This is a genomic window from Candidatus Nitrosocosmicus sp. T, from assembly GCF_054408485.1.
On sequence record NZ_CP166992.1, the window covers coordinates 2381075 to 2407264 of the forward strand.

Here is a 26190-nt window from a genome sequence, read left to right on the forward strand (position 1 = left end):
AAATAAAATCAAAAGATTCGAAATGTGGAATTGGAACCGAAGATATTATAATTGAAAACTAAAATCTAGTTCTAATAATACTAACAAAGTATAAAATTGCATTAGTAATTCTATTTCTTATGGTGGTGACAAGACCTTATCACCATCTAACGTACAAGCCCTTCATCTTCTGTTGGAATACATAGACTACTGTTCTCTCCAATGTAGGTATCATCTTTCACTTCTACTCCAGAAATGGAAGGTATGCTAGGAGTTGTATCATCATTGTCTGAACACTTCCTTAATTCCTCTTTTTGATGTGCAGTTGCTTGGTGGATTAGTATCAGCACGAACAGTACAGATTTCCTTGATCACCATCTTTATCTATAAGAATATCACAACATTTGACGGTATATCCATAAGTTATTGGAACGCATCAGTAGAGGACGACTTCATTGGTTTTGCCATTACGCAGATAGGTGACACGGCAATAAATATCACAACGAGCGATATCATACCAAGATAATTATGATATTGTTCACACACAATCACCATTATTTTGATAAATTTAAATGCATTTTCCAGTAAATAAAGAAAACATTACAAATATAGAAAGAATTAGCATTTATTGAAACATTTATACACTAACCATCATATTCTATCTGAACCCCGCAGAATGGACAATGCGTTATATCATAATTATGAAGTTTTGGATCTGTTCCCAACTCCATGGTGCCGTCATGTTCTATTATCTTTATCCAACCCTTTTCACTTATGCTAGATATCGTAAATGTATTTTCTGAAAGCATAGTATTCATCCCTTCACAACATTCTTGTATCTTCATATCTACACTATATATTCAACAAATACAAATTTAACAATTTTCTTTAATTATTTAAATGCCAGATATTTTTTGTTGATACCTTTTCATGTCATAGAATCATCGAAACATCTTACGTAGTAAATTTTAGAAGTAGGAAGAACGACCATCATCAAACCTATTAATAAAAAGGGCTTTTAACACGATACAGTAGATGATTCGGCTTTTAAACAGTTGAGGAGTCTAAATTTTTTCATCCTAAACTAACTGGAGTCAATGTTTGATTTAGAAATGATGCTTGCAATATCTTTAGATATCATAAATTTGTCATCATCTTAGTCGAGCTATTGGATTTGAATATTTACTCAATAAATAATTCATCCGCATAACACCATTTCCAAGATTCGCCGGGTTCGTACGACTTTATAATTGGATGTGATGTGCTCTTAAAATGCTTTGTACCGTGCTTATTCTTTGAATTATCACAACATCCAACATGTCCACAAGTAAGACACAGTCTTAAATGAACCCAATCTGAACCAATCTGTTCGCATTCTTCACAACCTTTTGTGTTTCCTTTCTTGTCGATATCAACTACATCTAGGTGCTTACATTGCTTGTTTTCATTATTATCCACCATAACTTTACTATATGATCATGGTAAATAAATTGAATAGCACTTTTGAAATTATTACAATCTATTAACTGGCCGCTGATTTCTGTAACTTGGTTCTCCAAATAAGGATGCCTTTTAACACATTCTAAAAATAATGGGTACTAATACTAATAAAGTAACTAAAGAATTCGAAGACATAAACGGTGGGCGCATTATCACAGACGTATTATTAGAAGTCAGCGACACTATTAGAAACACTCTGCAAGTTATCTATACTCTGGGACATACTCTAGGTCATATTTCTCTGTATGACATGGAGCGTTAGACTCTCATTGGTAGAGATATTGTTTTTAATTCTATTTTAAATATCGATGGCCTATCTGTTCCCCCTTCTACAGTAACAAAGGATTAGAACGCCTCCATTGTATCTGCAACAAGACTGTTGTGTCTGAAAATTGAAAAACTATTATTACTACATCAGGCAAATCCGATACTTGAGAATGCTTGGATAATAGAAACTGTGTGATTATTGCCATTACGCATAAGAACATGACAGCAGAATAAAGAATTGTTTTCATTTCTTGTTACTAATAAATCATAATCTCTTCCTGAGCTATGCCTCCAATAGATTTGTTTGTTATAGCCCAACCTTTGAGGAGCGGAATACACCAGTTTGCAATATCATTAAATGACTGCACTCTATCTTTACCAATAGCAATATCTCGCAGGTTATAGTAGAACTGGGGTTTATCCTGCTTATATTTAAATAATATTATAAACTAACAAGTTATTAACAATCTACTAAAGTTGATTTCATAGTATGTAGTAACTGCAATCACTCAAAACCAATACATACTTTCTATGATGGAATAACTGTCCACAATATTATCAACTAATAGTCGATTTTCATTCTTAAAAGGTGCGAAGTGGGGAATTTGAACCTGTTTGTTGCCTTGGAAAGCTCAAGTCTTCAGAATGGTAACCTAGTGTGATTCAAGAAAGTTTAAGAATCATATTACTAATTATCTCCTCTTGTCAAAGAAAATTCATCCGGATGACTGTACGACTCTTAGTGTGTTACTCGATAAATTACATATAGGATTAAAAGATGACCACGGCGTCACACGATTGCATCCAATCCAAATAACTTAAAATCAGATAAGGAAATATGGTTGGTCATTCCTGGCGATAAAGATTTGGATGTGAATTCTGAGTCGGATTCATACCTAATGTTTTACACGATTGATTGTGGTAAGCCGCTTGGTAAGTAAGAGGATTGCATATCGATCTTTCCGCGGATCCAATGATGGATCGCTTTATTTGAACCGCGATTGTGAATCGGTATTATTAACGATTAAACTTACTTGCCATCGAATACCGAGCATTGTTGCATGTCTGGCTGGAATGGGAATGCAATCTCCTTCATAAATTAAGAGGAAGGGCTTTTTAGAGAGTATATCCGTATTTTGTTATTACTTTATCTATATGACTAAGTTGTATGGGTTTAGGTAGAACTTCCTTTACACCTACTTCATAATAGTCATCAAAATCGTTTATCTTAAGATCTGTTGCTGTTATTACCACTATATTTTTATTGAGTATACCTTGCTTTTTTAATTGATTTAAAACATCAAATCCCGTATAATTAGGCATCTCAATATCCAAAAGGATTAGATCGTATTCGTTCTCCTGAATTTTGGATAACCCTTCAAGCCCATCACTGGTTACTTCACAGTCTATACGTTGTAAATAGCAGTAGTCAGATAAAGCTTCCAAGATATCGATATTGTTATCCACTGCCAGTATGTTCAATTAATTCTCTATGGTTCAAAGATAGTTATAAGTATTGTATATTTCTTATTATATTCAATATTGTTTTGAACATACAAATATAATTTATTCCCTGAATTTGGTATGGACTATGAAGAAATTCAAATCATTCTCTAATCTTAAGAATTTGGTAATCTTAACATATTAAATAATTTCTCAATCAAGGGATTTTTATGAAATTCGTTGAAAATTTTAAAAATCATCACAAAGCAATTTTTACCATTGTCATTTACGGAATTGTCCTTTCCATGGTTTTTACCATATCGATATCTAACGTATAAGCGGCGTCTAAGAACGTCAACTGGGATTCTTCTGGAAAGTGCATGCAAGTCCGTGATAGCGTTGGATGTTGCTGGAGGGAAAAAGTCCCGGGTCAAATATCAGGAAAAGAAGTATGTCAAATATGTGATGGTAAGGGCAAAATTGTGGAGACGTAGAAACTCAAGTGGAGGATTTGGAAAGAAATGACTGTTCAATAAGACAACCAACCTGTCCTGAAGGAGACATACTTCGAATCGAACTGGATTCACCATTAACCGAACCTTCAGATGTGAAAGATTTAGATGAAATACAGGCAACAAATACTGATCTCAGTTCCAATGGAGGAAATGGGGGATCAGAACAATTTACAAGTCAAGAAAGCAACGATGATTTCGCAGATTCAACCAGTCAAAGACAACAATGATGATACAGAGCAAACTGCAAATGAGGGACTCCAAAACCAATCATCGCAAGATTATGAAATAAAAGTTCTTAAATCTTAATAATCTACTACTCACACACTCGCACTCAAAGTGCGAAGTGCGGGATTTGAACCCGCTCACCGCTTTGTAATTAAGTTCAAATCCCGTTGTCACTAAAACGAACCTCCGATCCCTTTCGTTTATAATAAATGACATAGTTAATTTGCGGCATAAAATTGATACAACATAATCAACAACAATAAATTTTTTAATAAAATGGCTAAATAAACACTACTGGAAGTTTGTTAGATTATTCCTTTTTATCTGTAAAAACTACATCATACAAATGACCATCTGCTTTGGCCATAGACAATACTTTATTCATGCGGATTATTGCCTCCGGATTATCAAGTCTCTTATCAAATGCTTCTTTACCCCTATACTGGACATAATTTACTACCCTCTTCATATCTTGGCTCTTATGAATACTTGCTGATACGTATCCATCCTGCAGACGCCATACTTGCTTAGTGGTTTCAACAAGAGCATCTACTAGTTGTTGTTGTTTTGATGGATCAACTGTGAATACATTAATTAAAGTGATAATATCCTTGTCTATCTTTATTGTAGTCATATTCTTCGATATTGTCAATTATGACCATTAGAATAAAAACTTAAACTTAATAACAGATAATTCTAGATATACATCATAAGCCTAAACTGAGTAATCTAATAACAAGAAGGTTAGTGGAAAAATGGCTATTGTTAACTTGTGAATATTGAGATTATAGATGATTCATCTAATCGCACTCAGAGGTGCAAAGTTCGGGATTTGAACCCACTATAGGCGACATTCAGAATTCACAAGATCTTTATCGGATATTGTTTAGAAAGACTATTAATTCAATTCATATAGTACCCAATTTATTTTGGATGGGACTAATACTACTATAACTTTTGAGGTTTACGAAGCATTGGGAATAGAGGTGGAAACTCATCTACCTCAATGGTCCCCAGTAGTTCAAATCCATGACGTTGATAAAAAGGAATATTTTTTGGATTTGATGATTCAAGATATGCCAACGAGTTATCTTCATCCAAGAATTTAGATGCATATTTCATGAGAATAGATCCAAATCCTTTGTTGTAGTAAAGTGGATCAACTCCAAGAAGAGGTAAATACCAATGAGGTTCGTTTGGATGAAATGAACCCATTTTCTCAAATACCCTCGGAAGAATATTCTGTGCCTCTTCTGATGTGGTACTATGTAAAAGTCTTAGCATGGTATTAATGTCAGGTTCTATATTAGGACGTAACCAAAGAGCAGCACCTGAATAATTTCCAACATAGTGAGCAGACTTATGAGAAAATGCTCTTCCCCCAAAAGCCAGGGCAAACGTAGTAAAATGTAATAGATATTTCTGCGGATCTGGCCACACCCAACGTGTAGCAGGATCAGACCCAAAAGCCAATTTTAAAGTATCAATAACAGCATTTTGTTCTGATTCAGTTGCAATCTTGACTTGATGGTCGGACATTGTAGTATCCATGAATGCCCATAGTTATAACTTTTAACAATTTATGTATTGCACAAAACTCAAAAATTAAAGAATAATGAATTGATCGAATCAGACCCTTGAAAATATCTAACAGTCAGTCAATGTCCCGATCTATATGAGACTATGAAATGAATTACTGACTCACCCAAATACTCATCGATTCCTTGTTTTACTTCAACAAATAATGTTTGATAAATAATAGAATGAAGTAGGGTTTCGAAGTTGTAAATGGTAATTAAATCTAATAATATTGAATAAATTGATCTTTGCTCGGAATCAAGGATGAAACGCTCTATTTGAACCCGCGATCCCTTTCCATTATTCTTATACTAACTATCTCTCGGATTGTAGTAGCAAATTAATTATTCAAACGATTATCAGGACCTAGATAAAATCAATTTCAACTTAAATCTGTAGGAAGATTAATTCCAAATTTGTTCAATCTTTACTAGTCTTGTACCTCCATAACTAGTAAGATAAATGAAAAGGAAGTGAAGAAATGGATATACAAAAATATTACAAGATAAAGTAAGAAATTCAACTCTAATGGCTTCTGTTGCTGCATTATTGTTAGTCTCTAGCTTTGGTGTTTCAAACCTATCGTTATCTTCTAACACTCAAGCATTTGCTACAATAGACGATAATAACAACAAGATAGCCGATTCAATCAAAAAGGCCTGTCCAAATTATGAAGGCGATGGTGATATCAAAGGTTTAGCAACTGATATCTTGAAGGCCTGTTTTCATCACGGTAATCAATCTCCTCCTACAAATCCAAATCCAGAAACAACCACCTTCCCCGAAAATATTTTGGAATTTGAAGCTTCAGTCACATTACCTCCTATTGCAAGCCAGGGAATTGAGGCAAATTTTACAATTAGCGATCCAACAAACGATTATTTAAATACTTATAGTCTAATGGCAGGCCCTGTTAACTTAAGCATTTGAAAAAGAGTGAATTTGAGTTGTCACTGGACTAAACAGAACAATATCGACAAGATTCCCTATATTTTGAGCACGATTTATGACCTTTTGTTCTGAAATAATTCCTCTTAATCTATATGAAATACTGGGAAGCATTTGAAAAATTACCTTAAATTAACAGGGCCGCGCCCAATCATGCAACCTGTAAATAATATGCTTTAGGAGAACCATCTGTTAAATGCAAAAAGATAATGGAATTGCAAGTGAAGAGGTAAATCAAGCTAACATATGGTTTTACCGTGCTTTTGAAAACCTATCTATCGAATCAATGGACAAAATATGGAAACATGATGAAAATGTTGTTTGCATACATCCAGGGTGGGATTTATTTACTGGTTGGTTGGCAATAAGAGAAAGCTGGACAACAATATTTAGCAACACAGAGATGATAAGGTTTACAATCACAAACACAAAAATTAAGATCTTTGATAATAAAATTGCAGTAGTTGTATGTATAGAAAACATAGAAACAAAAGATCCATATAGCGGTCGAGTGGTTAGGACGGGTGTGATTGCTACCAATGCATTTGAAAGAATGGAACCAAATTGCGAATGGTCACTTATTCATCACCATGGGTCTCCTATAACAAACTACATTCCACCAAATACATCTTCTCACTGCTGATTGTGGTTAAAGAATTTCTCCTTAACGAAAGCCTCATAAATATGATTATTAATTTACAATTCTCTTGAACATAACGGGCAGGTTGTTACTGGAGACAGTAGTATTTTGCAAGGAAATAGCTTGCTGTGTCAAAAAATGAAGGCCTCTACTACTAGAGACATTGATAAATCATGTCTTCAAAATAAAGATGGCAATACGATCTAAACATTACCTTAATTCTAATTTTTGTTTTCCCGTTAGAGCAGCCCGATATGCCCCCTCTCTTATTTTATTTTCTGCTTGACCTCCTGTCAAGAAGTTGGAAATCTTTCCAATAGTTGTTAATTTATAGTTTATAGTATGATTGACATTCGTAGAATTATTTCCATTGCTCTGGAATTCTTGAGTGCTTTCCCATTCTTGAAATGGCCCTTCTGTTTGTTTTGTAACTAGCCTTCTATTCTGTTCCTTTTTAACTACTTCTAAGATCATTTCATCTTCTTTACCCATATATTCGCCTGTCACTATCATTTCTGAACCCTCTTCGCTTTTTTTGGTAGATTCATTTTCTGATTCTTTTACAATGTCACTTGGCCATGACTCTTTAATAGTGTCTGGATTTGTATAATATTCAAAAACAGTGTTAACAGGTGCATCTATTTTAATTTGAGTTTGTATTCTAGTCATAAATATTATTACACAGTATGTTATATAAGGTAGTTGTATTTTTTTGACATAGATTGTCAAAAAAACTAAAAATCACCTCAATCATGAATAAAACATCACGCCTGCCAAATAATTCACTGAGTATACAAAAAGGTGCGAAGTGCGGGATTTGAACCCGCGATCCCGAGCTTGGGAAGCTCGTACCTTAACCAGGCTGGGCCAACCTCGCCTGACATAAAATTAATCATACGGTATTAATAACTTAATGCTGTGGTGCTACTTACCACTATTCCATATTTTCCCCTTTCTAAAAGCAATTTTTCTAGCAGAGCTAATATCACGGATCCCACCACGATTTTTTTCCGCACCTTGCCTTATAGAAGTTCCATATTCGTCTACAATTTCAATAATTACCTCGTCTTTAAAATATGATTTCAGAATTCCGGCAATTTGATGAGAAAGAGCCAAACTCCCATCACCAATTCTAACTATTTTAGTTGGAGATTCAATTGATGATAAAACAAAACTGATTTTTTCAATTGTGGAATTAACCGAAGACAGAACTATTCGATCTAGTTCAAAATAACAGTATAATATAGAAATACCAATCCTTTTTCCAGGATCTATCCCAACTATCAATTGTTCTTTAGAAGAACCAAAGTAGCCCATACAGTTTTGCAAAATTTTTGCTTTTATGGATAGAGGAAATTTTTCTAATTGAGTATCCAAATACATATTATCCCTATTTACGATTTTGGACTCATCAACCGTTGTAATTATAACTTTTCCGGTGGACAGTGACGCTTCTTCTGGTGATAACGACAAATAATGTAAATCCAGAGATTTTAATACACTTGTTATTTTATAATAGGAACGGCCTGAAACTGTCGCAACAATAACTGGTGGACAACTTGTTAAGTTGAACATTTCTATTGCTACCTTAAATTGTTATCACAACCCTATTAAAGATTACGTTTAATTTTCTAACAGTCAAAAATGCAAAAATTACGCAAACTTCAAGATTGTTCAAATCCATCTCTAATCACATAGCGATCTTACCTATCGTATTAAAGTACATATCACCTGTTTCATAATAATCATTACAAGACAATATTTTTACATAATTAACTGAAAAATTAATTATATAATGCAATAATTAATAGTAATTCTAAATAATTATAGGTATTTCGTTAAAATTATAATATGATTAAATATTTTTCTGGGTCTCTTGATATCTTAACTAGATGATAAAAAAGAGCGTTTTTAAACTGTCAAATTAAGTATTGCCTGTGCAATATCGCCCTTAGTATCTGTTAAAGCAACGACCGCTTTTTCTTTTGACACATTTGCCTGCTGCATAACTAATACAATATCTTCTTCCTTAAAAGAAGGAACATCTCTATTAGTTTCTTCGATATCGGTAGCAATAACCTGATAAATTGTACTATCTTTGCCTTTCATTTCCACAACTTGGGGTTTTTTAAGAAATATTTCTTTCACATCGGTTCTTATAATAACTTCCTCTACCGAACCTAGATCTTTCATGTCTAAACCCATCCGGTCAAGCATTCTTCGCATATCTCTGTTGCCCGATCGCATCATACAAACCCTAGGTACTTCTGCTTTTTATTCCTTCTCTAATTTTTATTCCTATACCACGGATAAGAGATATCCCATCATGACCAGCAATATCATCTATGGACTGTAAATAATATGAAAATGGTAACAAGGATCGACCCACAGCTAGAACAGATTCATTTTTGTCTATTACTGCAACGTCTGATCCGCTTTTAACGTTCTCACCACATCTTAGCACATGCTTTACAAATAGGGATCTGCCTTCTGATACGAATGGTACAGCGTCTTCAATAGGTATAACACAGTTGGATAGATACCCCTTTTGTTTTAAAAAAAGATTGGCACCATTAATCGTTAATGCAATTCCCCCATCAGTTCGAAAGGTGCCCATTAATTTTCCATCAATGCTAAAACTCTTGATCTTCCCGGTTTTTCTAGAATATTCAAGTTCTAAATCTTTTGGAAGAATTGAGCTGATATCCCTTCCAAAGAGAAAGTCCACATGAGAACATATTTTCTGATACGGATCTAGAAATAGCTTTTGCAATTAGACATCCTAACTAGCGATGCCCACAATAAAAACCATATGAATGACTAACTCGTAAGTAGTTCGAAGGGCGAGAGGATATAGGCCAATCCACATTCATTGCCAAGTAGATTGAAAGTCGGTAAGTTTTTATCATTAGTAAGCAATTTTACAAAATTTAGATTAGTTTATGTAAATTCTGTTAATAATATATCTTTTAGAAAATCCCACAGGTTCTAATGGAAAGGGCCTTTCATAAGTAAAATAGAACTAAATAATGCGTTATCTAACTCCACTAAATGAATAGATTCGATTATCTAATGCTTTTTAAGTAATTCTTTATATTCATATACAGATATTTATGGATGATTCATTATAAGTTGGTGTCTCCTAGTGTCGCTTTTTGTTAAATATAGCAAAAAGAATTTGGACAGGTCCAAATAGATAATATATTAAAACTATTTATAAATGTCTACACGGTGGACAGGTTCGGGTATGGTACCTTGCTTCCATCTCATACCATATTTCCATACAGTTAGAGAATTTGACAATTATATGAAAGATGGGTCTAATGGAGTAAACGTGTACAAGATTCTTATAGTGAAGTGCAAAGCATCTAAAGTTATTGTTACAGCCTGAAATAAGAGAATAAAGCAGTTATTAATTCCATCTACTATTATGCCATACAGTGTAGGCTGTTGCATCCTTGGACGATAATACTCCTTAATTCTACGAAAAGCGGTTTGGACAAATCAGACTAGAAGAAATTATGTAAATGATCGATGTTATTTCGGCAAGCCATGAGTAGCCAGTCGATTGAATGAAATATTATTAAAGTCAAAATATGCTATGAATCACGGTTGCGGACAATTCTCGTCAATTGCAATACGTCTAGATACGAACAAAAGAGAAAAGTTGGACGACACACGGACGACACACGGACGACACACGGACGACACACGGACGACACACGGACGACACACGGACGACACACGGACGACAAATCCTAATAAATTAGATTCAATTAATTACCTACATGGTTTCTTTTTGTGAATTATGCGGAAAACATACCGAGATAAGCAAGAAAGTAATAATTGAAAAATCAATTATGAGTGTCTGTTTGTCCTGTTCAAAAAGAGGCAAACCAGTTGAATCTACTAGTGTTTCAAAGAACTTAGGTTCACCGAAAGGGACAGACCCTATAGGATATTTATCCCCCAAACCAGCATTTGCCCCTCAACAAGGTTCAAGGAACCTTTATGCCAGAAAAATAAGAGCAGCTCCAAGGATTAAACCACCCCCCTTGAAGAAAATCAACTGGGTTGATGAAATGATTCTGGATCAAGAGTTTCCGTCGCTTATAAGAAATGCCAGGAGTAAAAAGGGGCTAACCCACGAACAACTTGGACAAAAAATTAACGAAAAGGTAACGCTGATAAAGAAAATTGAAACGGGATCAATAAGACCTGATGAAATCTTAGCAAAGAAGCTTGAGAGGTTTTTGGGAATAACGTTATTTATCAACCCCAATGAAGAGAACGTAGAAGAATAAAATAGAATGGAATATCAGAAGCAACAAAAGTAATCTCATCTTTTAATTCCTAAATTTCTCCATTCTTGAGTGAAAAGAAAATAGAAGGGTGGTGATGGAGATATATCTAATGACAATGCCATCATCTGTAGCGGTGCTTAGAATAGGTCACAGACTGGTAAGAGACGACCGAACAACTACTCATGCTGTGTTGGTATCAAGGGCCATGGGAAGTAAAGTGATCTACATGACCGACGTGGATGATGAAATAAAAAAAACTCTAGATAAAGTCAATAAAAGATGGGGAGGAGAAAATGAATTTAGACTCGAAATCATTGATAATTGGAAAAAGTTAGTGAAATCATGGAAAGAAAATGGCGGTATAGTCGTTCATCTTACAATGTATGGATCTCTAATCAATGATAAAATAAAAGAGGTTAAAGAATTAAATCAAAAAATATTGGTCATAATAGGAGCAGAAAAGGTTCCAAAAGAGGTTTATTTACTTGCTGATTATAATATTGCAATAGGTAATCAGCCTCACTCAGAAATTGCAGCATTAGCAATTTTTCTAGATAGAATATTTGAAGGTAACGAATTTAACAAGAGTTTTTTGGATGAAAGAATGAAAATCATACCATCAGATAAGGGCAAAAATGTAATTATGAGGAAGCAGAATAAGTCAAAAAACAGCTACAACAACGCAAGTCCAAAATGAAAAAATAAAAATAAAAAAAGTAAGAAAGAAAGATAGGGATTCATACTGCTATTACAGATAGGGACTATATTATAATCACAGAACCACATGGACACATGTAGATGGTATTCATAAGGAGGAAAGAGACAATTGATTATTATATAATTAAGTTATGATAAACAACACCGCAAGAAATAAAAAAAAACACCACTATATGATAGAGTTAATGGGTGATACACAACTTAGGGCAAAAAGAACCAGGATCAAAATATTGAGAGCTATTGTAAAAAAGAATGGATCCGCATGTTTTTCTGAAATCAGAACCATAACAGGTCTGTCTACAGGATCTATTTACTATCACCTTGAAAGGATGAAAAATTATGTATTAAAAAATTCAAAGTATTATGTAATAACTAAAGAAGGAATGGATTTGTTGGTTGAAGTAGATAAGAGAAAAGATTTTGCATTATCAACAAAGCTAATTTGATTTGATGTGATCAAACTTCTTTTTCCCATCTATCGTGACTACATGAGCCAAAAATCAAGTTGTAATTAAACCAATTTTCGACGATCGGGTAGCCCTTTTTATTTCTAAAGAAATTCTCCTGCCCATGCTCATGGGAGTGTCAAATAATAAATCTGAATAAGGTGAACCCGAAACGTACAAGTTTGTTCCAGCTACAATTCGTGCTGAAAATTCAAATGCTATGAAATTAGCATTATTGTCATAAACACCTTCAATGCAAAATGGTCCAGGCATTCCCGGAGGAACGAGTTTTTCTGATGCTTCAACAAATCGTTCACCCATAGAGTAAACTTCAGGCAGTAAAGATTCTCTTAGTACTATTGGTATATTCCCTACAACAGTATAAGAAGGCTCAATATTAGAGGATATTTGATACTTCGATGGTATTCGTCCTATTGCATCAATATCCGTTTCATAACGTCTATCTATCCCCAATAACTCAAGTTCATCGGTGATAGGTGAAAAAAAATATTGTAAATAAACAGGGACTCCATTAGCATATTTCTGTATAAACAAATTGTCCTCAGATTCTATTACACGTGATTTAATGAGTTTTTGTGCTTGTTCTTCGAATCCCTTTTTATCAGTAACCAAGAAATATCCTTTCCCTCCAGCAGCTCCATGCAATTTCACTATGCACAAGCCATCGATATCATTTTTGGATGATATTTGAGTTGGAGATGGCAACTTTGATTCGTCCATTAGCTGTTGTTTTAGCATTCTATCTGATTCCCATCTAAGGATCCATTTATTACCAAATATCGGTATCTTGATACTCTCCAGTTCGTCCATATTTAATGTAGAAATCAACGTTCCATGAGGAACCATGATTGGACTAAACTTTTCAATCAATTCGTCTTGAAAATTTCTATTTACAATTTCTTTGAAGTTTTTGATCGATACAATATTGTCAATAAATTTGAACCGTTTGTACATGTTAATTCGTTTTTCTTCACATACTAACAAAGTATTGAAACCCTCATCTTTGGCACCTTTTAATACCTGTAACGAGCAATGTGAACCCAAAGTCATAACAGTTTGTTTGTCAACGTCTTGATTGAAATTTTTTATAGAAAAATTTTGGTCATTCATATTTCATAACCCGTTTATTAATTGGAATTATATCGGAGATTAATTTTTTTGTTTACTTATCAAATCGTACGGTATGTAGCTGCTTGATAATTGCCTTCAAGGGAAAAACAATATGATGCTGCCTAATGACGTCATTGAGATACAATTAGTAAATATTAGTCAAAAATTACTTTTACTGAGTTAATGTCTAAAGAGAGGTACAGTGTCATAAGCAAAAATGTGGTCCATGATGGTCCAGTAAGGTTAAGGATAGATACATTCAGCTATAATGGAAAAGTTTTTAGAAAAGAGGTAGTTGAGCATAGTCCTTCTGTCGGAATACTTCCCGCCATTAATAAAAAAGAGATTTTGTTAATTAAACAATTCAGACATGCAGTAAACAAATATTTAGTTGAAATACCCGCAGGCAAGATTGAAAATAATGAGTCACCTTATGAAGCAGCAAAAAGAGAGTTAGCAGAAGAAACAGGATATACAGGAGTGCTAAAACCGTTGACCCGATGTTTTTTGGCACCAAGTTATGATACCGAATTAATGCATTTTTTCGTTGCTGAAAATGTGACCAAACTGCATGCCCCAGAAAGAATGGATGAGGACGAAAATATCACTAACTTTGTTGTTAATTTAAATGACGCTATCAAATACTGTTATGATGGAACAATAATAGACTGTAAAACAGTGACAGCAATATTTCTCTATTATTTTGCCCATTATAATGATAATGAATTTAAGGATAACTAGATTTAATATAATCAATAATTTCGGATAGTGAAGGATTGTCACCAAATAAATTCCCTACATGCAGTGAGGATAATAAATTTGCAAAACAAATTTTCTCTATCGTCGTGAATCCAAATAAGTGACCATAAATGAAACCAGCATCCCATGAATCTCCGGCTCCACTTACAATATCGATTTTGGATGGAACAATTGAGTCTACAAATAACGACTCATGACCGTTAGATATTACGGATCCCTTAGTTGTATGTATACATACTGTTAAATTAACAAAATTAGAAAGCAATTTTGCCGATTCGCAAAAGGCGTTAATATTATTAGGATATAAATTACTATCAAAAGTTAAAAGAGTGTTTTCGTTAAATTCAATGACGCTCTTTAATGCTTCAATTATCAGATTATATTCATTTTCATTAATACTTAGGAAGTCTATTAAATTGGAACGATTTTTTATGACATTAATGAATTCAAAACATCTTTTCTCAATGTCGGCGGGATCGAGAAAATGAACGGAAGTAGGTGAATTTGCAAAGACATAATCCAATAGCTCGGTTCCTCTTAGGTTTGATGACCAATTTGTCATTATCACGGCGTCAGATGATCGCAAAATTGTCTGTACTTTTTGTGATTGAATTAGTTCTGGACCGAAATTATCGTTGTCACCCACATCACTTACCATCACATTTGAGGGGGAGCTGGAGGAATTCAAAAACTCAAATACTGTTGATAATCCATGTTTTCCCTTCGTGATATTAAGATTTACGTTTGCTTTGAAGGGCAAAAAAACAGTGTGTAAAATAGCAGAGCCAATTTCATCTGCTATAGTAAATAGCTCTACGCGAACATCAAGTTTTGCTAGACTGTATGCCATATTGACTGCGTTACCACCTTTGATATCTACACTAGAATATCCTCGCATACTTCCGCCTCCCGCAATAATCTTTTTTGGTATATCATTAATGAAAACTGGATAGTCTGATACTTCAATAATTCTATCTACAAAAAAATCAGGCAAAATGGTAACCTGTGGTTGGTCCCTAGTTTCTCTTATATCTACAAGTTTGATCAATAGATTTCGGAATATATCATAAGTGTGGGAGTTGGAGTTCCCAGAAAACTGAGTTATCAAATTCTCTCTATTTTCTGTTTTAGCCATTTTATCAGACTGACTTGTGTTTTGATTGCGATAGTGATATGGAAAAGATGCATCGCCGTTTGAAAAAAAATTTCTCAAAGGATTTTGACGTATAAGGTATTTGGTGAGGTGATGAAATTGATAAGGTAATGGGAGAATGAGTTGAAGAAGAGGAGTGAATAGAAGGACAAGGATTCAAGGTATAAATTTTGGATTTGGATAAATATAATAGTATCAGCATCAGAAAGGTTTGAAAAATAAATAGAATAAAACGGTTGTCCTGATATATAAAATTAATCTCTTTTTTGCAGGATAAGCGTGTATGGACTAATCCATATCCATGCCGCCCATGCCGCCCATGCCGCCCATGCCGCCCATGCCGCCCATGCCGCCCATGCCACCAGGTGGACCAGCGGGCATTCGCGACTTTGTGGCTGCAATTACGTCATCAATTCTTAACAGCATACAAGCAGTTTCAGTAGCTGACTTTATGATTTGTTCTTTAATTACAGTTGGCTCGAGTATATTGTTCTTATAAATATCTGAAACAGATGTTGTTTTTACATTAATGCCAATCCATTTAGTTCCCTTTGATTGTTTGGCCTTCAATTCAGCCATGGTATCAATGGGATCCATACCTGCATTCTCTGCCAGGGTTAAGGGTATTACTTCTAATGCTTCAGCAAACTTCTGTGCAGCCAATTGTGATCGTCCTTCAAGACTGCTAGACCACTGTCTTAATTCATTGGCTATGTATGCTTCTGGAGAACCACCACCTGCAACGATAGATGGTTTTTCCAACACATCCTTCATAACCATCAATGCATCATGTAAAGATCTATCAGCTTCATCAACTACTCTTTGTGATCCACCACGTACAAGAATGGTCACAGCTTTTGGATTCTTGCATCCTTCTATGAACACCCATTTGTCAGTTTCAACTTTTCTTTCTTCAACCAAATTAGCAATACCTAGATCACTTTCACTCAAGTCATCTAGATTGTTTACCAATCTTGCACCGGTAGCCTTTGAAAGTTTGAACATGTCGCTTTCTTTTACTCTCCTTACTGCCAATACATTTGCTTTAGCCAAATAATGTTGTGCAATATCATCAATTCCCTTTTGACATAGTACGACGTTAGCACCAACTGATTTTATCTTGTCAACCATATCCTTGAGCATCCTATTTTCTTCTTCTAAGAACATTTGCATTTGTTGGGGTTCACTGATTCGAATTTCTGCACTCATTTCTGTTTTTTCAATTTCAAGAGCAGAATTTATGAGAGCAATCTTTGCGTTTTCGACTCTCTTTGGCATACCAGCATGAACTATTTCCTTATCTAAAACAATTCCTTGTATGAACGTTGTATCACGAATAGAACCACCTGCTTTCTTCTCAACCTTAATATTGTCTAAATCTATTCGCAGACCGTCACCTGAGGTACTTTTTTCGGCAATCTGTTTAGCTGCACTTACCACAATTTCACTCAATATCGGACTATCATCAGATACCAATTTAGATTCCATACTGGTTTTTGCAATTTTGATAAGGAGATCCTTATCATTGACATTAACTTTTATTGCGATTTTATTTAAGATAACCAATGCTTGCTCAGAAGCTGCAGTGTATCCGTCTACAATCGCGGATGGATGAACATCTTTGCTTATCAGTTGTTCTGCTTTTTCTAAAAGCGCGCCAGTAAAAATTACAGAGGAGGTAGTTCCATCTCCAACCTCGTTATCGACAGATTTTGCAACCTCCACCATTATTTTGGCGGCAGGATGTTGAACATCAATTTCTTTCAAAATAGTTGCACCGTCATTAGTAATAGTGACATCACCTAAAGAATCCACTAGCATTTTATCCATGCCACGAGGTCCTAAACTGGATCTAACAATTTCTGCTACTAATTTTGCTGCAGAAATATTATTTTTTTGTGCCTCTCTGCCTTTATTTTCTTTAGTTCCTTCTTTTAAAATTAATACTGGCATACCACCAGCTGTTTGTTGAATTGAAGCCATACTTTCTCATATCACCTTAATAGAATGGTACAATTCTTCGGTAAGCCCCTTTTATAGGTTTCACAAGTAAAATATTACAATAATAAGGATCAAGTTGAACAAATAATTTATCAAAGCAAACTGAATAATTCATATGGATTTTGACATCAAATTAGGAACCAAAAGTGAAAGGAGAATAAAAGTGAGCCACAATCAGTCTACCAGTTTTCTTTGGGAAGGCGAAAATGTTTTCTCGACACCTTCAATGATATCAGAAATGGAAGAAACCTGTAGACTGCTATTAAAAGAGCAATTTCTGAAGGTTGATTCAGAATGGGATTCGGTAGGTACCGTTGTTGACATTAATCATACTGCTGCAACTCCGGTAGGCGCAGATATAATTCTAAAAGCTGAAATCACAAATGTAGATGGAAGAAGAGTTCAATTTAAAGTATCTACAGAAGACAATCTAGAACAAATAGGAGAGGGAACTCATGAAAGGTTCATTATCAATATTCCTAAGTTCAAAGAAAAATTCTACTTGAAAGTAAAAAAACTAGATGAAGGTCAAAAAGGATTAGAAAGAAACTAGAGTTGATCAGTCATGAGTATAAAAAATGAGGAAGTAATCTAGTGAAAGAATGCATCTACCATAAAAGCAATAAATAATGCAGCCAGATATGGACTGCTAAATTTGAATACCAACCAAGAAGTTTTTTCACTTGGTTTTAGTAATAACCACACAGACAAAAATATCATTACAATTCCAAATACGGTAGCAGTCAAAAGATATATCAAACCAAATTGATTAAAGAAAAATGGTAATATACTAAATACAACCATCATCAAAGTTGTTAGTGCTATTATTCTCACAGATTTAGATTCACTTGATACAACAGGAAGCATAGGAACATTGGCCTTTTGGTAATCTTCTTTTACGTGTAAGGCTAAACTCCAGATGTGTGTGGGAATCCAGAAAAACACCAGTCCGGCCATTGCAATACCTATTTCCACATGTTGAAATGTTACTGCTATATAGCCAATTAGTGCTGGGGCGCCACCAGAAAATCCGCCCAATATAATATTAGATTGACTAGTTCTTTTTAGCCATTTGCTGTATACTATGATGTTATCAAACAAGCCAAATGCCATTAGCCCAAAAGCCCATATGTTTATGAACCACGCACAAACTAGAGAAATTCCTGTTAAGATAAGCCCAAAAATTAAAGCGTTACGTGGTGAAATCCTTCCTGATGGAATCGGACGGCCTTTAGTTCTTTCCATTATCGCGTCAATATCTCTATCATTATATCCTGTAAGAGTATCCGCAGCTGCAGAGCCTGCAGCGATTGCAAAGAACAATAAAGTCCAAGTCATCAAACTGACCTGAACATCGAATAACCAGGATGCTGAAACCGCAGCACCTATTGCTGTGAAAACAAGTAGATACCAAATTTTTGGTTTTGTAAGTTCATAATAATTTTTAACTTGGTTACCAACTGTCTTCATCTCTAAAACCAAATAGTCTATTAACCTACCACCATATTATAAATAAAATAGTTATTTATATCTTGAGAGAATTTTTTTATTTAGACACTGAATTTGATATTATTTCTCGTGAAGTCTTCCTCATCTCGATAAATGTTTCAGTTTTCTGTATCCTTCGATCCTTCCCACTTTTTCAGATATGATTTGATGCATTTCATCTAGAGAGCGCGCAGTCATAGTTACAAGCACATCAAATCTTCCTGTAACTTCAGCTACTTCTCTGACTGAGGGAATCTTAAAAAGTTCCCCAAGTACATTATCCCTCAATTTAGAATCCATGGTAATTCCAGTCAGTGCTTTAACATTAAAACCTAAAGCTTCATCATTTATTACAATAGTAAATTTCTTAATTAAACCTCTCTTGACAAGTCGCTTGATCCTGCTATACACTACAGAGGAATTGATGTTGATTTTTTTTGAAAGCCTGGGAACCGATATACTTGCATCTTTTGACAACTCGCTTAATATTTTGAGATCAAGATCGTCAATTCTTCCCATAATTTTCAAAATATACTATTTTTTCGTGGTTAATAAATGTATAATTTTTATTTTTGTTATAAAGTTTGTTTATTTTTAAAAAAAATTATATAATTTTTTTTGTTTTGAATAATTCAGCTAGCAATACTGCACCTTTAGCGGAACCCATTTTTTCATTATGAGTTAGTAGAACGTACTTTATGCCATTGTCAAATACGGTATCCTTTCTCAATCTACCAACTACTGTGGTCATACCATCGTTGATTTCTCTATCTACTCGTGGTTGAGGTCTCGTAGGATCATCATTTACAACAATATAATCCCGTGGAGCAGTAGGAAGATTCTTTATGGACACATGTTCGGAAAATTCCATCATTTTCTTTTTAACTGACAAGGGGTCGGTATTTTCAATAGTCTCCACAAAGACCACCTCCGTATGACCATCTGACACTGGTACCCTGGTACATGTGCAACTGACCTTTACATCATTAACAGAAATTTCTTTAGACTGTTTATCATATTTTCCCAATATTTTCTTGGTTTCTATTTGAACTTTTTCTTCTTCTTTAGGAATGTATGGAATGACATTGTCTAATATGTCCAAAGCAATAACCCCAGGAGACCTACCTGCTCCCGATAATGCTTGCATTGAGGTCATAAAGACACTTTTTACTCCAAAACTATCAATCAATGGTTTTAGAGTAATAGCAAGCCCAGTAGTAGTACAATTGGGCAATGGTGCTATAAAGCCGCTCCATTGACGCTCTTTCTGCTGCTTTTGCAAAAGATCAGTATGGTCATCATTAATTCCAGGTATCAAAATTGGAACATCACTTTCATATCTGAAAGCAGCAGCTGTACTAATAACAGGAACATGGGCAGCTAACTTTGGTTCAATTATTTGTGCATCATCAGATTCTAATGCAGTAAAAATCAAGTCAAAATTCTTTGGATTTATATCGTCAAATTTAGATATAGTCTTATCTCTAATATATTCCGGGACTTGTTCGCGATTATGCCACTTAAGTATACCCGACTGCGGATCTCTAATTGCATCGATGTACTTTTTACCAGCAGATCTTTCAGAAGAGACAATATGAGTTAAATTAAACCAAGGATGTTTGTCAAGTGCAATTACAAATTCCTGACCAACAGCGCCAGTTGAACCGATTAACGCTACTTTTAACATATTGAAAGGGTTAGACATAAAACAATTAATAATCCTTTTTAAAGCGTAAAAAAAACTAAAATTATTATACAATAGGCGAAAAGATCTTGTTATACTAAAAAAAAAGATAAGAAATAATCTGATTGAGACGACTTTGGACTATTGTCATCATGGTGGAATCTATTCTGCAAATGGTCAAAAGAATATAAGAATAGACTTCAGTTCTAACATAAATCCTCTTGGAATTTCCAAGAAAGTTTTGGAAAAATTAAGATCCAATATTAAACTAGCCTATACCTATCCTGATCCAAAATGCAATGAATTAAAAAAAAAGATAATAGAGTACATAGATTGTGAACTTGAACTTGACACTAATGAGAATTTAATTACGGGAAATGGCGCCACAGAATTAATACATTATTTCGCCTCGGCTTTTACGCGAAAAAAAACGCTGATCCCAATCCCCACGTTTTGTGAATATGAACTTGCTGCAAAACGCAGAAAATCGCAATTAGTACATGTATCCCCTAACAATAACTTTCAAATTGATTCAGATTCTATTACAAGGCTAACAAATAATCCAGACAACGAAATAGGATCATTATTTTTATGCAATCCAAATAATCCTACTGGAAAGTTTTTCAAAAAGGAAATATTAGAAGTAATAGAAAAAATCGACAAAAAGATCCCAATACTCCTAGATGAGTCTTACATTGAATTTACCGATATCAGAAATGAAAAGGACAATAATTATTTTGTTAATATAATAAAAGATTCCAATAATTTGGTGATATTACGATCACTTACAAAAACATTCGGCTTAGCAGGTTTGAGAGTAGGTTATGCGCTATCGAGCAAAGAGAATATTCGAAAACTAAACAACAATCTGATTAGCTGGAACGTAAACGGGTTAGCCCAGATAGCCGCCATAGAAGCGCTAAAAGACAAATCTCACATTAAAGCCGCAAGAAAAAACAACATTTCTGAAAAAAAAAGAATATTCAAGTTACTAAAAAAAAATAGGAAAATAAAGGCGATTTCTAGCGATGTTAATTTTTTCTTGATTGAGATACTAAATGAGAAAACATCATCAGACCTGACCAGCGAATTATTAATAAAGAACAGAATCCTCGTAAGAGACTGTAAGAGTTTCACAGGTATGAATGACAAATTTATTAGAGTAGCTATCAAGATTCCCAAAGAGAATAATGTCCTTTTAGAATCATTGGAAGAAGTGCTTTGAAATCAAAACTGTTAATGATTCAGGGGACATCTTCTGGAGCTGGGAAAAGTATGCTCGTAACTGCACTATGCAGAATTTTGACCAATAAAGGATTCAAAGTTGCCCCATTTAAGTCCCAAAACATGTCTTCATTCACATATAAAATAAAAAACACAGATAAAATAATAGCAAATGCCCAAGCGATTCAGGCAATGGCAAGTAGAGTAATTCCTGACTCCAGTATGAATCCAATATTATTAAAGCCCATAGGTAACAACAAAAGCAGAATTTATACGAACGGTAAGTTTTTGTCGGTCATGGAAGCCAAAGACTTCTATTTAGATTTTGTTCTCAATAAAGGTTTGAGAATAGCTCTGGGCGCTTTCATGGAATTAAGAAGGAAATATGAAATAATAATTTTGGAAGGAGCAGGCTCGCCTGCTGAGATAAATATACAAAAATATGATATCGCCAACATGATTTTTGCAGCCAAAGTAAATGCACCAGTAATCCTCGTTTCAGACATTGAACGGGGAGGATGCTTCGCCAGCATTTTAGGTACAATGATGTTATTAAAACCATCACATCAACGATTAGTAAAAGGAATTTTAATTAACAAATTTCGTGGAGATAATGCAATACTATTCCCAGCAATAAAAAAAATCGAGTCAAAAATAAAAAAACCAACTTTAGGTATTATTCCTAAAATTGATCACAATATTCCAGAAGAGGACTCTTTGGACGGAGATAAAAGTGACTATGAAATAAAACGAAGTTTGAAGGAAAATAAGAAAAAGGACGTGATAGACAATTATCAAAAATCGACAGGTCAGTCAACTTTAGACTCAGAAATTAGTATGTTTGCAGAAAAAGTGGAATCATCAATCAATATGGATTATATCATAAAAAAAATAATTGGATGAAAATATTAAAACATGTCACTTGAATTCGTAACAGAAATCATATCAATCTTATTTATTGCAACTCTAATTGACATAACCATAGGTGAACCACCAAATAAGATGCACCCTGTAGTACTGATTGGCAGAATTATAAAATTCTTTACTAAAATAATAAAAAAGAATTCTTTCCGATATATAAAAGAAAAAGAGAAAGAAAATTTTGAAAAGGTGATGGGATCGATATTAGCATTAGGACTAACAGTCTTGGTGAGTGCAGTAGTTTATTGTATTATTATACAATCCTTTTATTTGTTAGGCACAATTTTTTTTGTAATAGTATCCTCAGCAATGTTAAAAACAACCTTTTCAATAAGTGCTATGGATAAGCATATCAAGGAAATACTGGCGGAATTGGACAAAAATGATCTGATTAAAGCCCGGACAAATTTATCCAAAATTGTCAGCAGAGACACACGAAATCTATCAGAATCCGGAATTCTATCAGCTTGTATTGAATGTGTAGCAGAAAGTTTTGTCGATGGTATACTCTCGCCACTGTTCTATTATGGGCTTTTAAATACACTAGGTTCTATGATGTATAGAACCATAAATACACTAGATTCCATGATAGCGTACAAGGATGAGTACTATAATAAATTGGGATGGATGTCAGCTAAACTAGATACCATTGTAAATGCCCTACCTGCAAGACTGTCATTAGTATTTTTGATTGCCTCCATCATGGTTTGTGGACGAGATTGGAAAAATGCGGTAGGAATATTTAAAAGAGACTACAAAAAGACGGAAAGCTTCAATGCAGGGATACCAATGTCAATTATGGCTGGAGGATTAAATATTCAGTTAGAGAAAATTGGTCATTATCAATTGGGAGACATGAAAGAACAACTCACCATCCAAAAATGCAAAACATCCTTAAAAATAACCAAAATAGCGACATTGATATTTATAATCAGTTTTCTAATTCCTGTCATTGTAATTTTGAACCATTTTAGTTGGTGGGCAATACTATTTGGTATTTAGGAGCATCTTAGAAATTATATCATTTTTAACAATAATACCGATCGGAAAATTAAGTAAGAACGATGGTTTAGAAAATATTTCAAAAAGAATGTTCTTATTCCCTTTTATTGGATTATTAATAGGACTGTTAACTATACCTGTAGTATTATTATCCTTTTATTTCTTTAATCAGTTTGTAGCTTCCTTAATAGTAGCAATTTTTTTGATACTATTAACAGGGATACATCATACTGACGCTCTAGCAGATTTTGCTGATGGTATTATGGTGAGAGGTAACAAAGACAAGAAATACAAGGTAATGCATGACCCGGGAATTGGAGCAGCAGGAACTGTCGCGGTTTCGGCATATCTTGTTGGAATGGTAATAGCAATTTCTTCAATCACAAGTTTGGAGAGATTAATGATTGGAATAATTCTTTCTGAAATAATATCGAAATATTCAATGGTATTGCAATCGCATTATTGTGAGTCAGCTTGGGATGGGTATAGCTCATTGTTTACAAAAAATATGAAATCAAAAAAGAAAATGGCCATTGCAACAATCATTACTATAATATTGATAATCTTAATTTCAAATATGAATATGCTCGGATTACAGATATTTATTGTAGGAATTTTTTGTTATTTTGTAGTCACATATGTTTCAAAGAAGAACTTTGGAGGAATTACAGGAGATGTGATGGGGGCAACAAACGAAATAGTAAGACTGTGTTCACTCTTATCTCTAACATAAGAAATTCAAACTTTTCTATAAAACAAATTACATGTAAAACAAGAAAAATAGAATGAGGAAACTAGCCAATTTATATTTAATCAAGTCTAACCAACCATAATCCATTGAATCTGAGCATATATGAAGGGGAAACTTAATTTAATGAAACTTAATGCAGTTAATTAATTGGTAATTAAATTGTCGATTTGAACAAATAGTAAATATGCTAATAATAGTAAAACTACCTAGAAAATTAAGTAAAGATTGTATAATTGAGGAGCTAATTTAATTAGTTGCCAAATTCCTAAATCAGATTGACAAGAAAAGAGAAATGATTAATTGTGTTCTAATGTGTGGAGGAAAAGGAAGTAGACTGAATGCAAATTCCATATCAAAAGTAGAAAAACCCCTATTAGAATTGAAGAACAAATCACTTATCGAGTATATGATAGAGGCGATACAAAATTCAAAAAAGAACTTTAAGATATATGCTGCGGTGAGTAAGAATACAGTAAAAACCAAAGAGTTCCTAAGAAGCAGATACTTTAATGTTGTAACACTGGTAGAGACAACTGGTAGTGGATTTTCCATTGATTACCTAAATGTACTCCGATTCTTCAAAAGTAAGGAAATCAAAGAGAAAAATAGAACTCAAGATTTTGTAAACAATAAAATATTGTTTTTACCCGCCGATCTACCTTTGATATCATCTAAAACACTAGATGAAATTACAGATTTAAAACAGATTTATCCCAGTATAGCCATAGTTGTAGACAAAAAAATATTTATTCAAAACAATTTCGTTCCCTCAACTTTTGTAACAGAAATTAGTAAAATAGATCATTGCTATACTGGGATTTCGTTACTTGATTTTCATACTGTTGCCGGATTGGAGCATGTAGACCAAATCATAGAAGTGCCAATGATTATGAATAATCTGGAATTAGTTTATAATATAAACACGATCGGCGACTTGAAAAAAGCAGAAAAATTATTGAATTGTAGAATTTGAAATAAGTAAAAAATAATTAATCCAAGGTTTCCAAGATTTTTCCCAATAATTTGGCCTGGCCACCGGTATTCACCAAAAGTTCAGCATTACAAGACGGACATAATACAGGTTTTGTACTGTAAGTGTACAAGACCTTAATATTTTTACATGAATTACATTCAACTTTTACAAAATGGCTACGAGGTTTTGGGATCATAATGTTATCTTTTTTCATAATCATTCACTCCTACTAAGCTTGGATCTCCAATTTCCTAATTCGCATCCCTTGTTTCATCGTCTTCCTTTGGCAAGTTTTGCAAGTATATTTCAGGGTTACTTTTTTAGTAGTTTTAGCAGTCCTTTTTAATTCAGGGAATTTTTGACCACCATAGCCTTTTTTATCTTCTGCGTGGCGCCTAGCACCCTGAGCACCCTTTCTATCTTTACCCTTTTTATAAGTAGAAACAGCTTGAGTAGTATGAGTTTTACACTTTGGACAAAATTTTCGCAGCTCTTTCTGCATCTTCATATATAAAATCAGTTCGATAGGGTAATTTAAAGT

At 34.0% G+C, this 26190-nt stretch carries 32 protein-coding genes, 1 tRNA gene and 1 pseudogene; 14 read left to right on the top strand and 20 right to left on the bottom strand.

What is annotated here, in order from left to right; genetic code table 11:
• Positions 1-146 precede the first annotated feature (146 nt).
• The 5 genes from AB0A59_RS12140 to AB0A59_RS12160 all read right to left on the bottom strand — a co-directional run bounded on the left by AB0A59_RS12140 (position 147) and on the right by AB0A59_RS12160 (position 3228).
• Positions 147-329, bottom strand: a complete 183-nt coding sequence (locus tag AB0A59_RS12140; protein ID WP_458744137.1) for a hypothetical protein — start codon at positions 327-329, stop codon at positions 147-149.
• Between the two features lie 294 nt (positions 330-623).
• Positions 624-788, bottom strand: coding sequence for a hypothetical protein (locus tag AB0A59_RS12145; RefSeq protein ID WP_458744138.1), 165 nt, complete (start codon positions 786-788; stop codon positions 624-626).
• Between the two features lie 373 nt (positions 789-1161).
• Entirely contained in the window at positions 1162-1440 is a 279-nt protein-coding gene (locus AB0A59_RS12150; protein WP_458744140.1) for a UBP-type zinc finger domain-containing protein, read from the bottom strand.
• A gap of 368 nt (positions 1441-1808) precedes the next feature.
• Positions 1809-1952 (bottom strand): hypothetical protein, encoded by a 144-nt coding sequence (locus tag AB0A59_RS12155; RefSeq protein WP_458744141.1) that lies wholly within the window; start codon positions 1950-1952, stop codon positions 1809-1811.
• A gap of 910 nt (positions 1953-2862) precedes the next feature.
• Positions 2863-3228 (bottom strand): response regulator, encoded by a 366-nt coding sequence (locus AB0A59_RS12160; protein WP_458744143.1) that lies wholly within the window; start codon positions 3226-3228, stop codon positions 2863-2865.
• A 240-nt stretch (positions 3229-3468) separates the two neighbouring features.
• On the opposite strand from AB0A59_RS12160, the gene AB0A59_RS12165 reads away from it, so the two are divergent.
• Both AB0A59_RS12165 and AB0A59_RS12170 read left to right on the top strand, forming a co-directional pair.
• Entirely contained in the window at positions 3469-3714 is a 246-nt protein-coding gene (locus AB0A59_RS12165; protein WP_458744145.1) for a hypothetical protein, read from the top strand.
• Complete coding sequence (locus AB0A59_RS12170; protein WP_458744146.1) at positions 3701-3931, top strand: hypothetical protein; 231 nt, start codon at positions 3701-3703, stop codon at positions 3929-3931. Before AB0A59_RS12165 ends, AB0A59_RS12170 begins: the two co-directional genes overlap by 14 nt.
• 308 nt (positions 3932-4239) lie before the next feature.
• On the opposite strand, the gene AB0A59_RS12175 is transcribed toward AB0A59_RS12170, so the two are convergent.
• Both AB0A59_RS12175 and AB0A59_RS12180 read right to left on the bottom strand, forming a co-directional pair.
• Entirely contained in the window at positions 4240-4581 is a 342-nt protein-coding gene (locus AB0A59_RS12175; protein ID WP_458744148.1) for an antibiotic biosynthesis monooxygenase, read from the bottom strand.
• Between the two features lie 296 nt (positions 4582-4877).
• Positions 4878-5468, bottom strand: a complete 591-nt coding sequence (locus tag AB0A59_RS12180) for a GNAT family N-acetyltransferase (RefSeq protein WP_458744149.1) — start codon at positions 5466-5468, stop codon at positions 4878-4880.
• A 567-nt stretch (positions 5469-6035) separates the two neighbouring features.
• On the opposite strand from AB0A59_RS12180, the gene AB0A59_RS12185 reads away from it, so the two are divergent.
• The gene (locus AB0A59_RS12185) at positions 6036-6437 is read left to right on the top strand and encodes a hypothetical protein (protein ID WP_458744151.1); all 402 of its coding nucleotides are present in this window, start codon (positions 6036-6038) and stop codon (positions 6435-6437) included.
• Positions 6438-6651: 214 nt separating this feature from the next.
• The gene (locus AB0A59_RS12190) at positions 6652-7098 is read left to right on the top strand and encodes a nuclear transport factor 2 family protein (RefSeq protein WP_458744153.1); all 447 of its coding nucleotides are present in this window, start codon (positions 6652-6654) and stop codon (positions 7096-7098) included.
• A 207-nt stretch (positions 7099-7305) separates the two neighbouring features.
• Here the strand turns inward: AB0A59_RS12190 and AB0A59_RS12195 are convergent, their stop codons facing one another.
• From AB0A59_RS12195 to AB0A59_RS12215, 5 genes are all read right to left on the bottom strand, one after another.
• Positions 7306-7764 carry an SRPBCC family protein gene (locus AB0A59_RS12195; RefSeq protein WP_458744155.1) on the bottom strand — a complete coding sequence of 153 codons (459 nt, stop codon included), beginning with the start codon at positions 7762-7764 and terminating at the stop codon, positions 7306-7308.
• Between the two features lie 133 nt (positions 7765-7897).
• Positions 7898-7972 (bottom strand) — tRNA-Gly (locus AB0A59_RS12200).
• A gap of 47 nt (positions 7973-8019) precedes the next feature.
• A complete protein-coding gene (locus tag AB0A59_RS12205) occupies positions 8020-8670 on the bottom strand; it encodes a hypothetical protein (protein ID WP_458744157.1) in 651 nt (216 codons plus the stop codon).
• Between the two features lie 336 nt (positions 8671-9006).
• Positions 9007-9345 carry a nascent polypeptide-associated complex protein gene (locus AB0A59_RS12210; protein ID WP_458744158.1) on the bottom strand — a complete coding sequence of 113 codons (339 nt, stop codon included), beginning with the start codon at positions 9343-9345 and terminating at the stop codon, positions 9007-9009.
• Between the two features lie 7 nt (positions 9346-9352).
• Positions 9353-9868, bottom strand: coding sequence for a PUA domain-containing protein (locus tag AB0A59_RS12215; protein WP_458744160.1), 516 nt, complete (start codon positions 9866-9868; stop codon positions 9353-9355).
• A 1015-nt stretch (positions 9869-10883) separates the two neighbouring features.
• On the opposite strand from AB0A59_RS12215, the gene AB0A59_RS12220 reads away from it, so the two are divergent.
• The 3 genes from AB0A59_RS12220 (at position 10884) to AB0A59_RS12230 (ending at position 12562) form a co-directional block, all read left to right on the top strand.
• A complete protein-coding gene (locus AB0A59_RS12220; RefSeq protein ID WP_458744162.1) occupies positions 10884-11399 on the top strand; it encodes a helix-turn-helix domain-containing protein in 516 nt (171 codons plus the stop codon).
• Between the two features lie 109 nt (positions 11400-11508).
• Positions 11509-12096: a tRNA (cytidine(56)-2'-O)-methyltransferase gene (locus tag AB0A59_RS12225; protein ID WP_458744164.1), complete on the top strand. Its 588-nt coding sequence runs from the start codon at positions 11509-11511 to the stop codon at positions 12094-12096.
• Positions 12097-12247: 151 nt separating this feature from the next.
• Positions 12248-12562 (top strand): winged helix-turn-helix domain-containing protein, encoded by a 315-nt coding sequence (locus tag AB0A59_RS12230; protein WP_458744166.1) that lies wholly within the window; start codon positions 12248-12250, stop codon positions 12560-12562.
• A 54-nt stretch (positions 12563-12616) separates the two neighbouring features.
• Here the strand turns inward: AB0A59_RS12230 and AB0A59_RS12235 are convergent, their stop codons facing one another.
• Positions 12617-13693, bottom strand: coding sequence for a DUF1297 domain-containing protein (locus tag AB0A59_RS12235; RefSeq protein WP_458744168.1), 1077 nt, complete (start codon positions 13691-13693; stop codon positions 12617-12619).
• A gap of 183 nt (positions 13694-13876) precedes the next feature.
• Between AB0A59_RS12235 and AB0A59_RS12240 the strand changes: the two genes are divergently transcribed.
• Positions 13877-14434, top strand: a complete 558-nt coding sequence (locus AB0A59_RS12240; protein WP_458744170.1) for an NUDIX hydrolase — start codon at positions 13877-13879, stop codon at positions 14432-14434.
• Here AB0A59_RS12240 and AB0A59_RS12245 read toward each other — a convergent pair.
• Together AB0A59_RS12245 and thsB are read right to left on the bottom strand one after the other, a co-directional pair.
• Positions 14421-15665: a PfkB family carbohydrate kinase gene (locus AB0A59_RS12245; protein WP_458744171.1), complete on the bottom strand. Its 1245-nt coding sequence runs from the start codon at positions 15663-15665 to the stop codon at positions 14421-14423. The two genes, AB0A59_RS12240 and AB0A59_RS12245, sit on opposite strands and share 14 nt — an antisense overlap.
• 228 nt (positions 15666-15893) lie before the next feature.
• The gene (gene thsB / locus AB0A59_RS12250; RefSeq protein WP_458744173.1) at positions 15894-17588 is read right to left on the bottom strand and encodes a thermosome subunit beta; all 1695 of its coding nucleotides are present in this window, start codon (positions 17586-17588) and stop codon (positions 15894-15896) included.
• A gap of 181 nt (positions 17589-17769) precedes the next feature.
• Between thsB and AB0A59_RS12255 the strand changes: the two genes are divergently transcribed.
• Positions 17770-18159 (top strand): thioesterase family protein, encoded by a 390-nt coding sequence (locus AB0A59_RS12255; RefSeq protein ID WP_458744175.1) that lies wholly within the window; start codon positions 17770-17772, stop codon positions 18157-18159.
• A 38-nt stretch (positions 18160-18197) separates the two neighbouring features.
• Here the strand turns inward: AB0A59_RS12255 and AB0A59_RS12260 are convergent, their stop codons facing one another.
• The 3 genes and pseudogenes from AB0A59_RS12260 to asd all read right to left on the bottom strand — a co-directional run bounded on the left by AB0A59_RS12260 (position 18198) and on the right by asd (position 20799).
• Positions 18198-19076: a heme o synthase gene (locus AB0A59_RS12260; RefSeq protein WP_458747609.1), complete on the bottom strand. Its 879-nt coding sequence runs from the start codon at positions 19074-19076 to the stop codon at positions 18198-18200.
• Positions 19077-19152: 76 nt separating this feature from the next.
• A pseudogene (locus AB0A59_RS12265) lies at positions 19153-19613 on the bottom strand (Lrp/AsnC family transcriptional regulator).
• 85 nt (positions 19614-19698) lie between these two features.
• Entirely contained in the window at positions 19699-20799 is a 1101-nt protein-coding gene (gene asd / locus AB0A59_RS12270) for an aspartate-semialdehyde dehydrogenase (protein ID WP_458744176.1), read from the bottom strand.
• A gap of 115 nt (positions 20800-20914) precedes the next feature.
• Here asd and AB0A59_RS12275 point away from each other — a divergent pair, with 115 nt between their 5' ends.
• The 5 genes from AB0A59_RS12275 to AB0A59_RS12295 all read left to right on the top strand — a co-directional run bounded on the left by AB0A59_RS12275 (position 20915) and on the right by AB0A59_RS12295 (position 25649).
• Positions 20915-22003 carry a pyridoxal phosphate-dependent aminotransferase gene (locus tag AB0A59_RS12275; RefSeq protein WP_458744178.1) on the top strand — a complete coding sequence of 363 codons (1089 nt, stop codon included), beginning with the start codon at positions 20915-20917 and terminating at the stop codon, positions 22001-22003.
• Positions 22000-22905, top strand: coding sequence for a cobyric acid synthase (locus tag AB0A59_RS12280; protein ID WP_458744179.1), 906 nt, complete (start codon positions 22000-22002; stop codon positions 22903-22905). Before AB0A59_RS12275 ends, AB0A59_RS12280 begins: the two co-directional genes overlap by 4 nt.
• A gap of 12 nt (positions 22906-22917) precedes the next feature.
• Positions 22918-23925, top strand: a complete 1008-nt coding sequence (locus AB0A59_RS12285; RefSeq protein ID WP_458744181.1) for a cobalamin biosynthesis protein — start codon at positions 22918-22920, stop codon at positions 23923-23925.
• Positions 23915-24658, top strand: coding sequence for an adenosylcobinamide-GDP ribazoletransferase (gene cobS, locus AB0A59_RS12290; protein WP_458744183.1), 744 nt, complete (start codon positions 23915-23917; stop codon positions 24656-24658). The genes AB0A59_RS12285 and cobS overlap by 11 nt, the downstream gene beginning before the upstream one ends.
• 310 nt (positions 24659-24968) lie before the next feature.
• A complete protein-coding gene (locus AB0A59_RS12295; RefSeq protein WP_458744185.1) occupies positions 24969-25649 on the top strand; it encodes an NTP transferase domain-containing protein in 681 nt (226 codons plus the stop codon).
• A gap of 16 nt (positions 25650-25665) precedes the next feature.
• Here AB0A59_RS12295 and AB0A59_RS12300 read toward each other — a convergent pair whose 3' ends face one another.
• Both AB0A59_RS12300 and AB0A59_RS12305 read right to left on the bottom strand, forming a co-directional pair.
• On the bottom strand, positions 25666-25863 hold the full coding sequence (locus AB0A59_RS12300) for a 30S ribosomal protein S27e (protein ID WP_458744186.1): 198 nt from the start codon (positions 25861-25863) through the stop codon (positions 25666-25668).
• Between the two features lie 15 nt (positions 25864-25878).
• Entirely contained in the window at positions 25879-26157 is a 279-nt protein-coding gene (locus tag AB0A59_RS12305; protein ID WP_144728764.1) for a 50S ribosomal protein L44e, read from the bottom strand.
• Between the last annotated feature and the right edge of the window lie 33 nt (positions 26158-26190).

What these genes read in the sequence shown, in the direction of transcription:
- AB0A59_RS12145 (WP_458744138.1), bottom strand. Translation starts at nt 788, where the DNA reads ATGCTTTCAGAAAATACATTTACGATATCTAGCATAAGTGAAAAGGGT.
- AB0A59_RS12295 (WP_458744185.1), top strand. Translation starts at nt 24,969, where the DNA reads ATGATTAATTGTGTTCTAATGTGTGGAGGAAAAGGAAGTAGACTGAAT.
- AB0A59_RS12185 (WP_458744151.1), top strand. Translation starts at nt 6,036, where the DNA reads ATGGCTTCTGTTGCTGCATTATTGTTAGTCTCTAGCTTTGGTGTTTCA.
- AB0A59_RS12155 (WP_458744141.1), bottom strand. Translation starts at nt 1,952, where the DNA reads ATGGCAATAATCACACAGTTTCTATTATCCAAGCATTCTCAAGTATCG.
- AB0A59_RS12220 (WP_458744162.1), top strand. Translation starts at nt 10,884, where the DNA reads ATGGTTTCTTTTTGTGAATTATGCGGAAAACATACCGAGATAAGCAAG.
- AB0A59_RS12300 (WP_458744186.1), bottom strand. Translation starts at nt 25,863, where the DNA reads ATGAAAAAAGATAACATTATGATCCCAAAACCTCGTAGCCATTTTGTA.
- AB0A59_RS12285 (WP_458744181.1), top strand. Translation starts at nt 22,918, where the DNA reads ATGTCACTTGAATTCGTAACAGAAATCATATCAATCTTATTTATTGCA.
- asd (WP_458744176.1), bottom strand. Translation starts at nt 20,799, where the DNA reads ATGTCTAACCCTTTCAATATGTTAAAAGTAGCGTTAATCGGTTCAACT.
- AB0A59_RS12230 (WP_458744166.1), top strand. Translation starts at nt 12,248, where the DNA reads ATGATAAACAACACCGCAAGAAATAAAAAAAAACACCACTATATGATA.
- AB0A59_RS12150 (WP_458744140.1), bottom strand. Translation starts at nt 1,440, where the DNA reads ATGGTGGATAATAATGAAAACAAGCAATGTAAGCACCTAGATGTAGTT.
- AB0A59_RS12180 (WP_458744149.1), bottom strand. Translation starts at nt 5,468, where the DNA reads ATGTCCGACCATCAAGTCAAGATTGCAACTGAATCAGAACAAAATGCT.
- AB0A59_RS12225 (WP_458744164.1), top strand. Translation starts at nt 11,509, where the DNA reads ATGACAATGCCATCATCTGTAGCGGTGCTTAGAATAGGTCACAGACTG.
- AB0A59_RS12195 (WP_458744155.1), bottom strand. Translation starts at nt 7,764, where the DNA reads ATGACTAGAATACAAACTCAAATTAAAATAGATGCACCTGTTAACACT.
- AB0A59_RS12210 (WP_458744158.1), bottom strand. Translation starts at nt 9,345, where the DNA reads ATGATGCGATCGGGCAACAGAGATATGCGAAGAATGCTTGACCGGATG.
- AB0A59_RS12240 (WP_458744170.1), top strand. Translation starts at nt 13,877, where the DNA reads ATGTCTAAAGAGAGGTACAGTGTCATAAGCAAAAATGTGGTCCATGAT.
- AB0A59_RS12235 (WP_458744168.1), bottom strand. Translation starts at nt 13,693, where the DNA reads ATGAATGACCAAAATTTTTCTATAAAAAATTTCAATCAAGACGTTGAC.
- thsB (WP_458744173.1), bottom strand. Translation starts at nt 17,588, where the DNA reads ATGGCTTCAATTCAACAAACAGCTGGTGGTATGCCAGTATTAATTTTA.
- AB0A59_RS12205 (WP_458744157.1), bottom strand. Translation starts at nt 8,670, where the DNA reads ATGTTCAACTTAACAAGTTGTCCACCAGTTATTGTTGCGACAGTTTCA.
- AB0A59_RS12260 (WP_458747609.1), bottom strand. Translation starts at nt 19,076, where the DNA reads ATGAAGACAGTTGGTAACCAAGTTAAAAATTATTATGAACTTACAAAA.
- AB0A59_RS12190 (WP_458744153.1), top strand. Translation starts at nt 6,652, where the DNA reads ATGCAAAAAGATAATGGAATTGCAAGTGAAGAGGTAAATCAAGCTAAC.
- AB0A59_RS12305 (WP_144728764.1), bottom strand. Translation starts at nt 26,157, where the DNA reads ATGAAGATGCAGAAAGAGCTGCGAAAATTTTGTCCAAAGTGTAAAACT.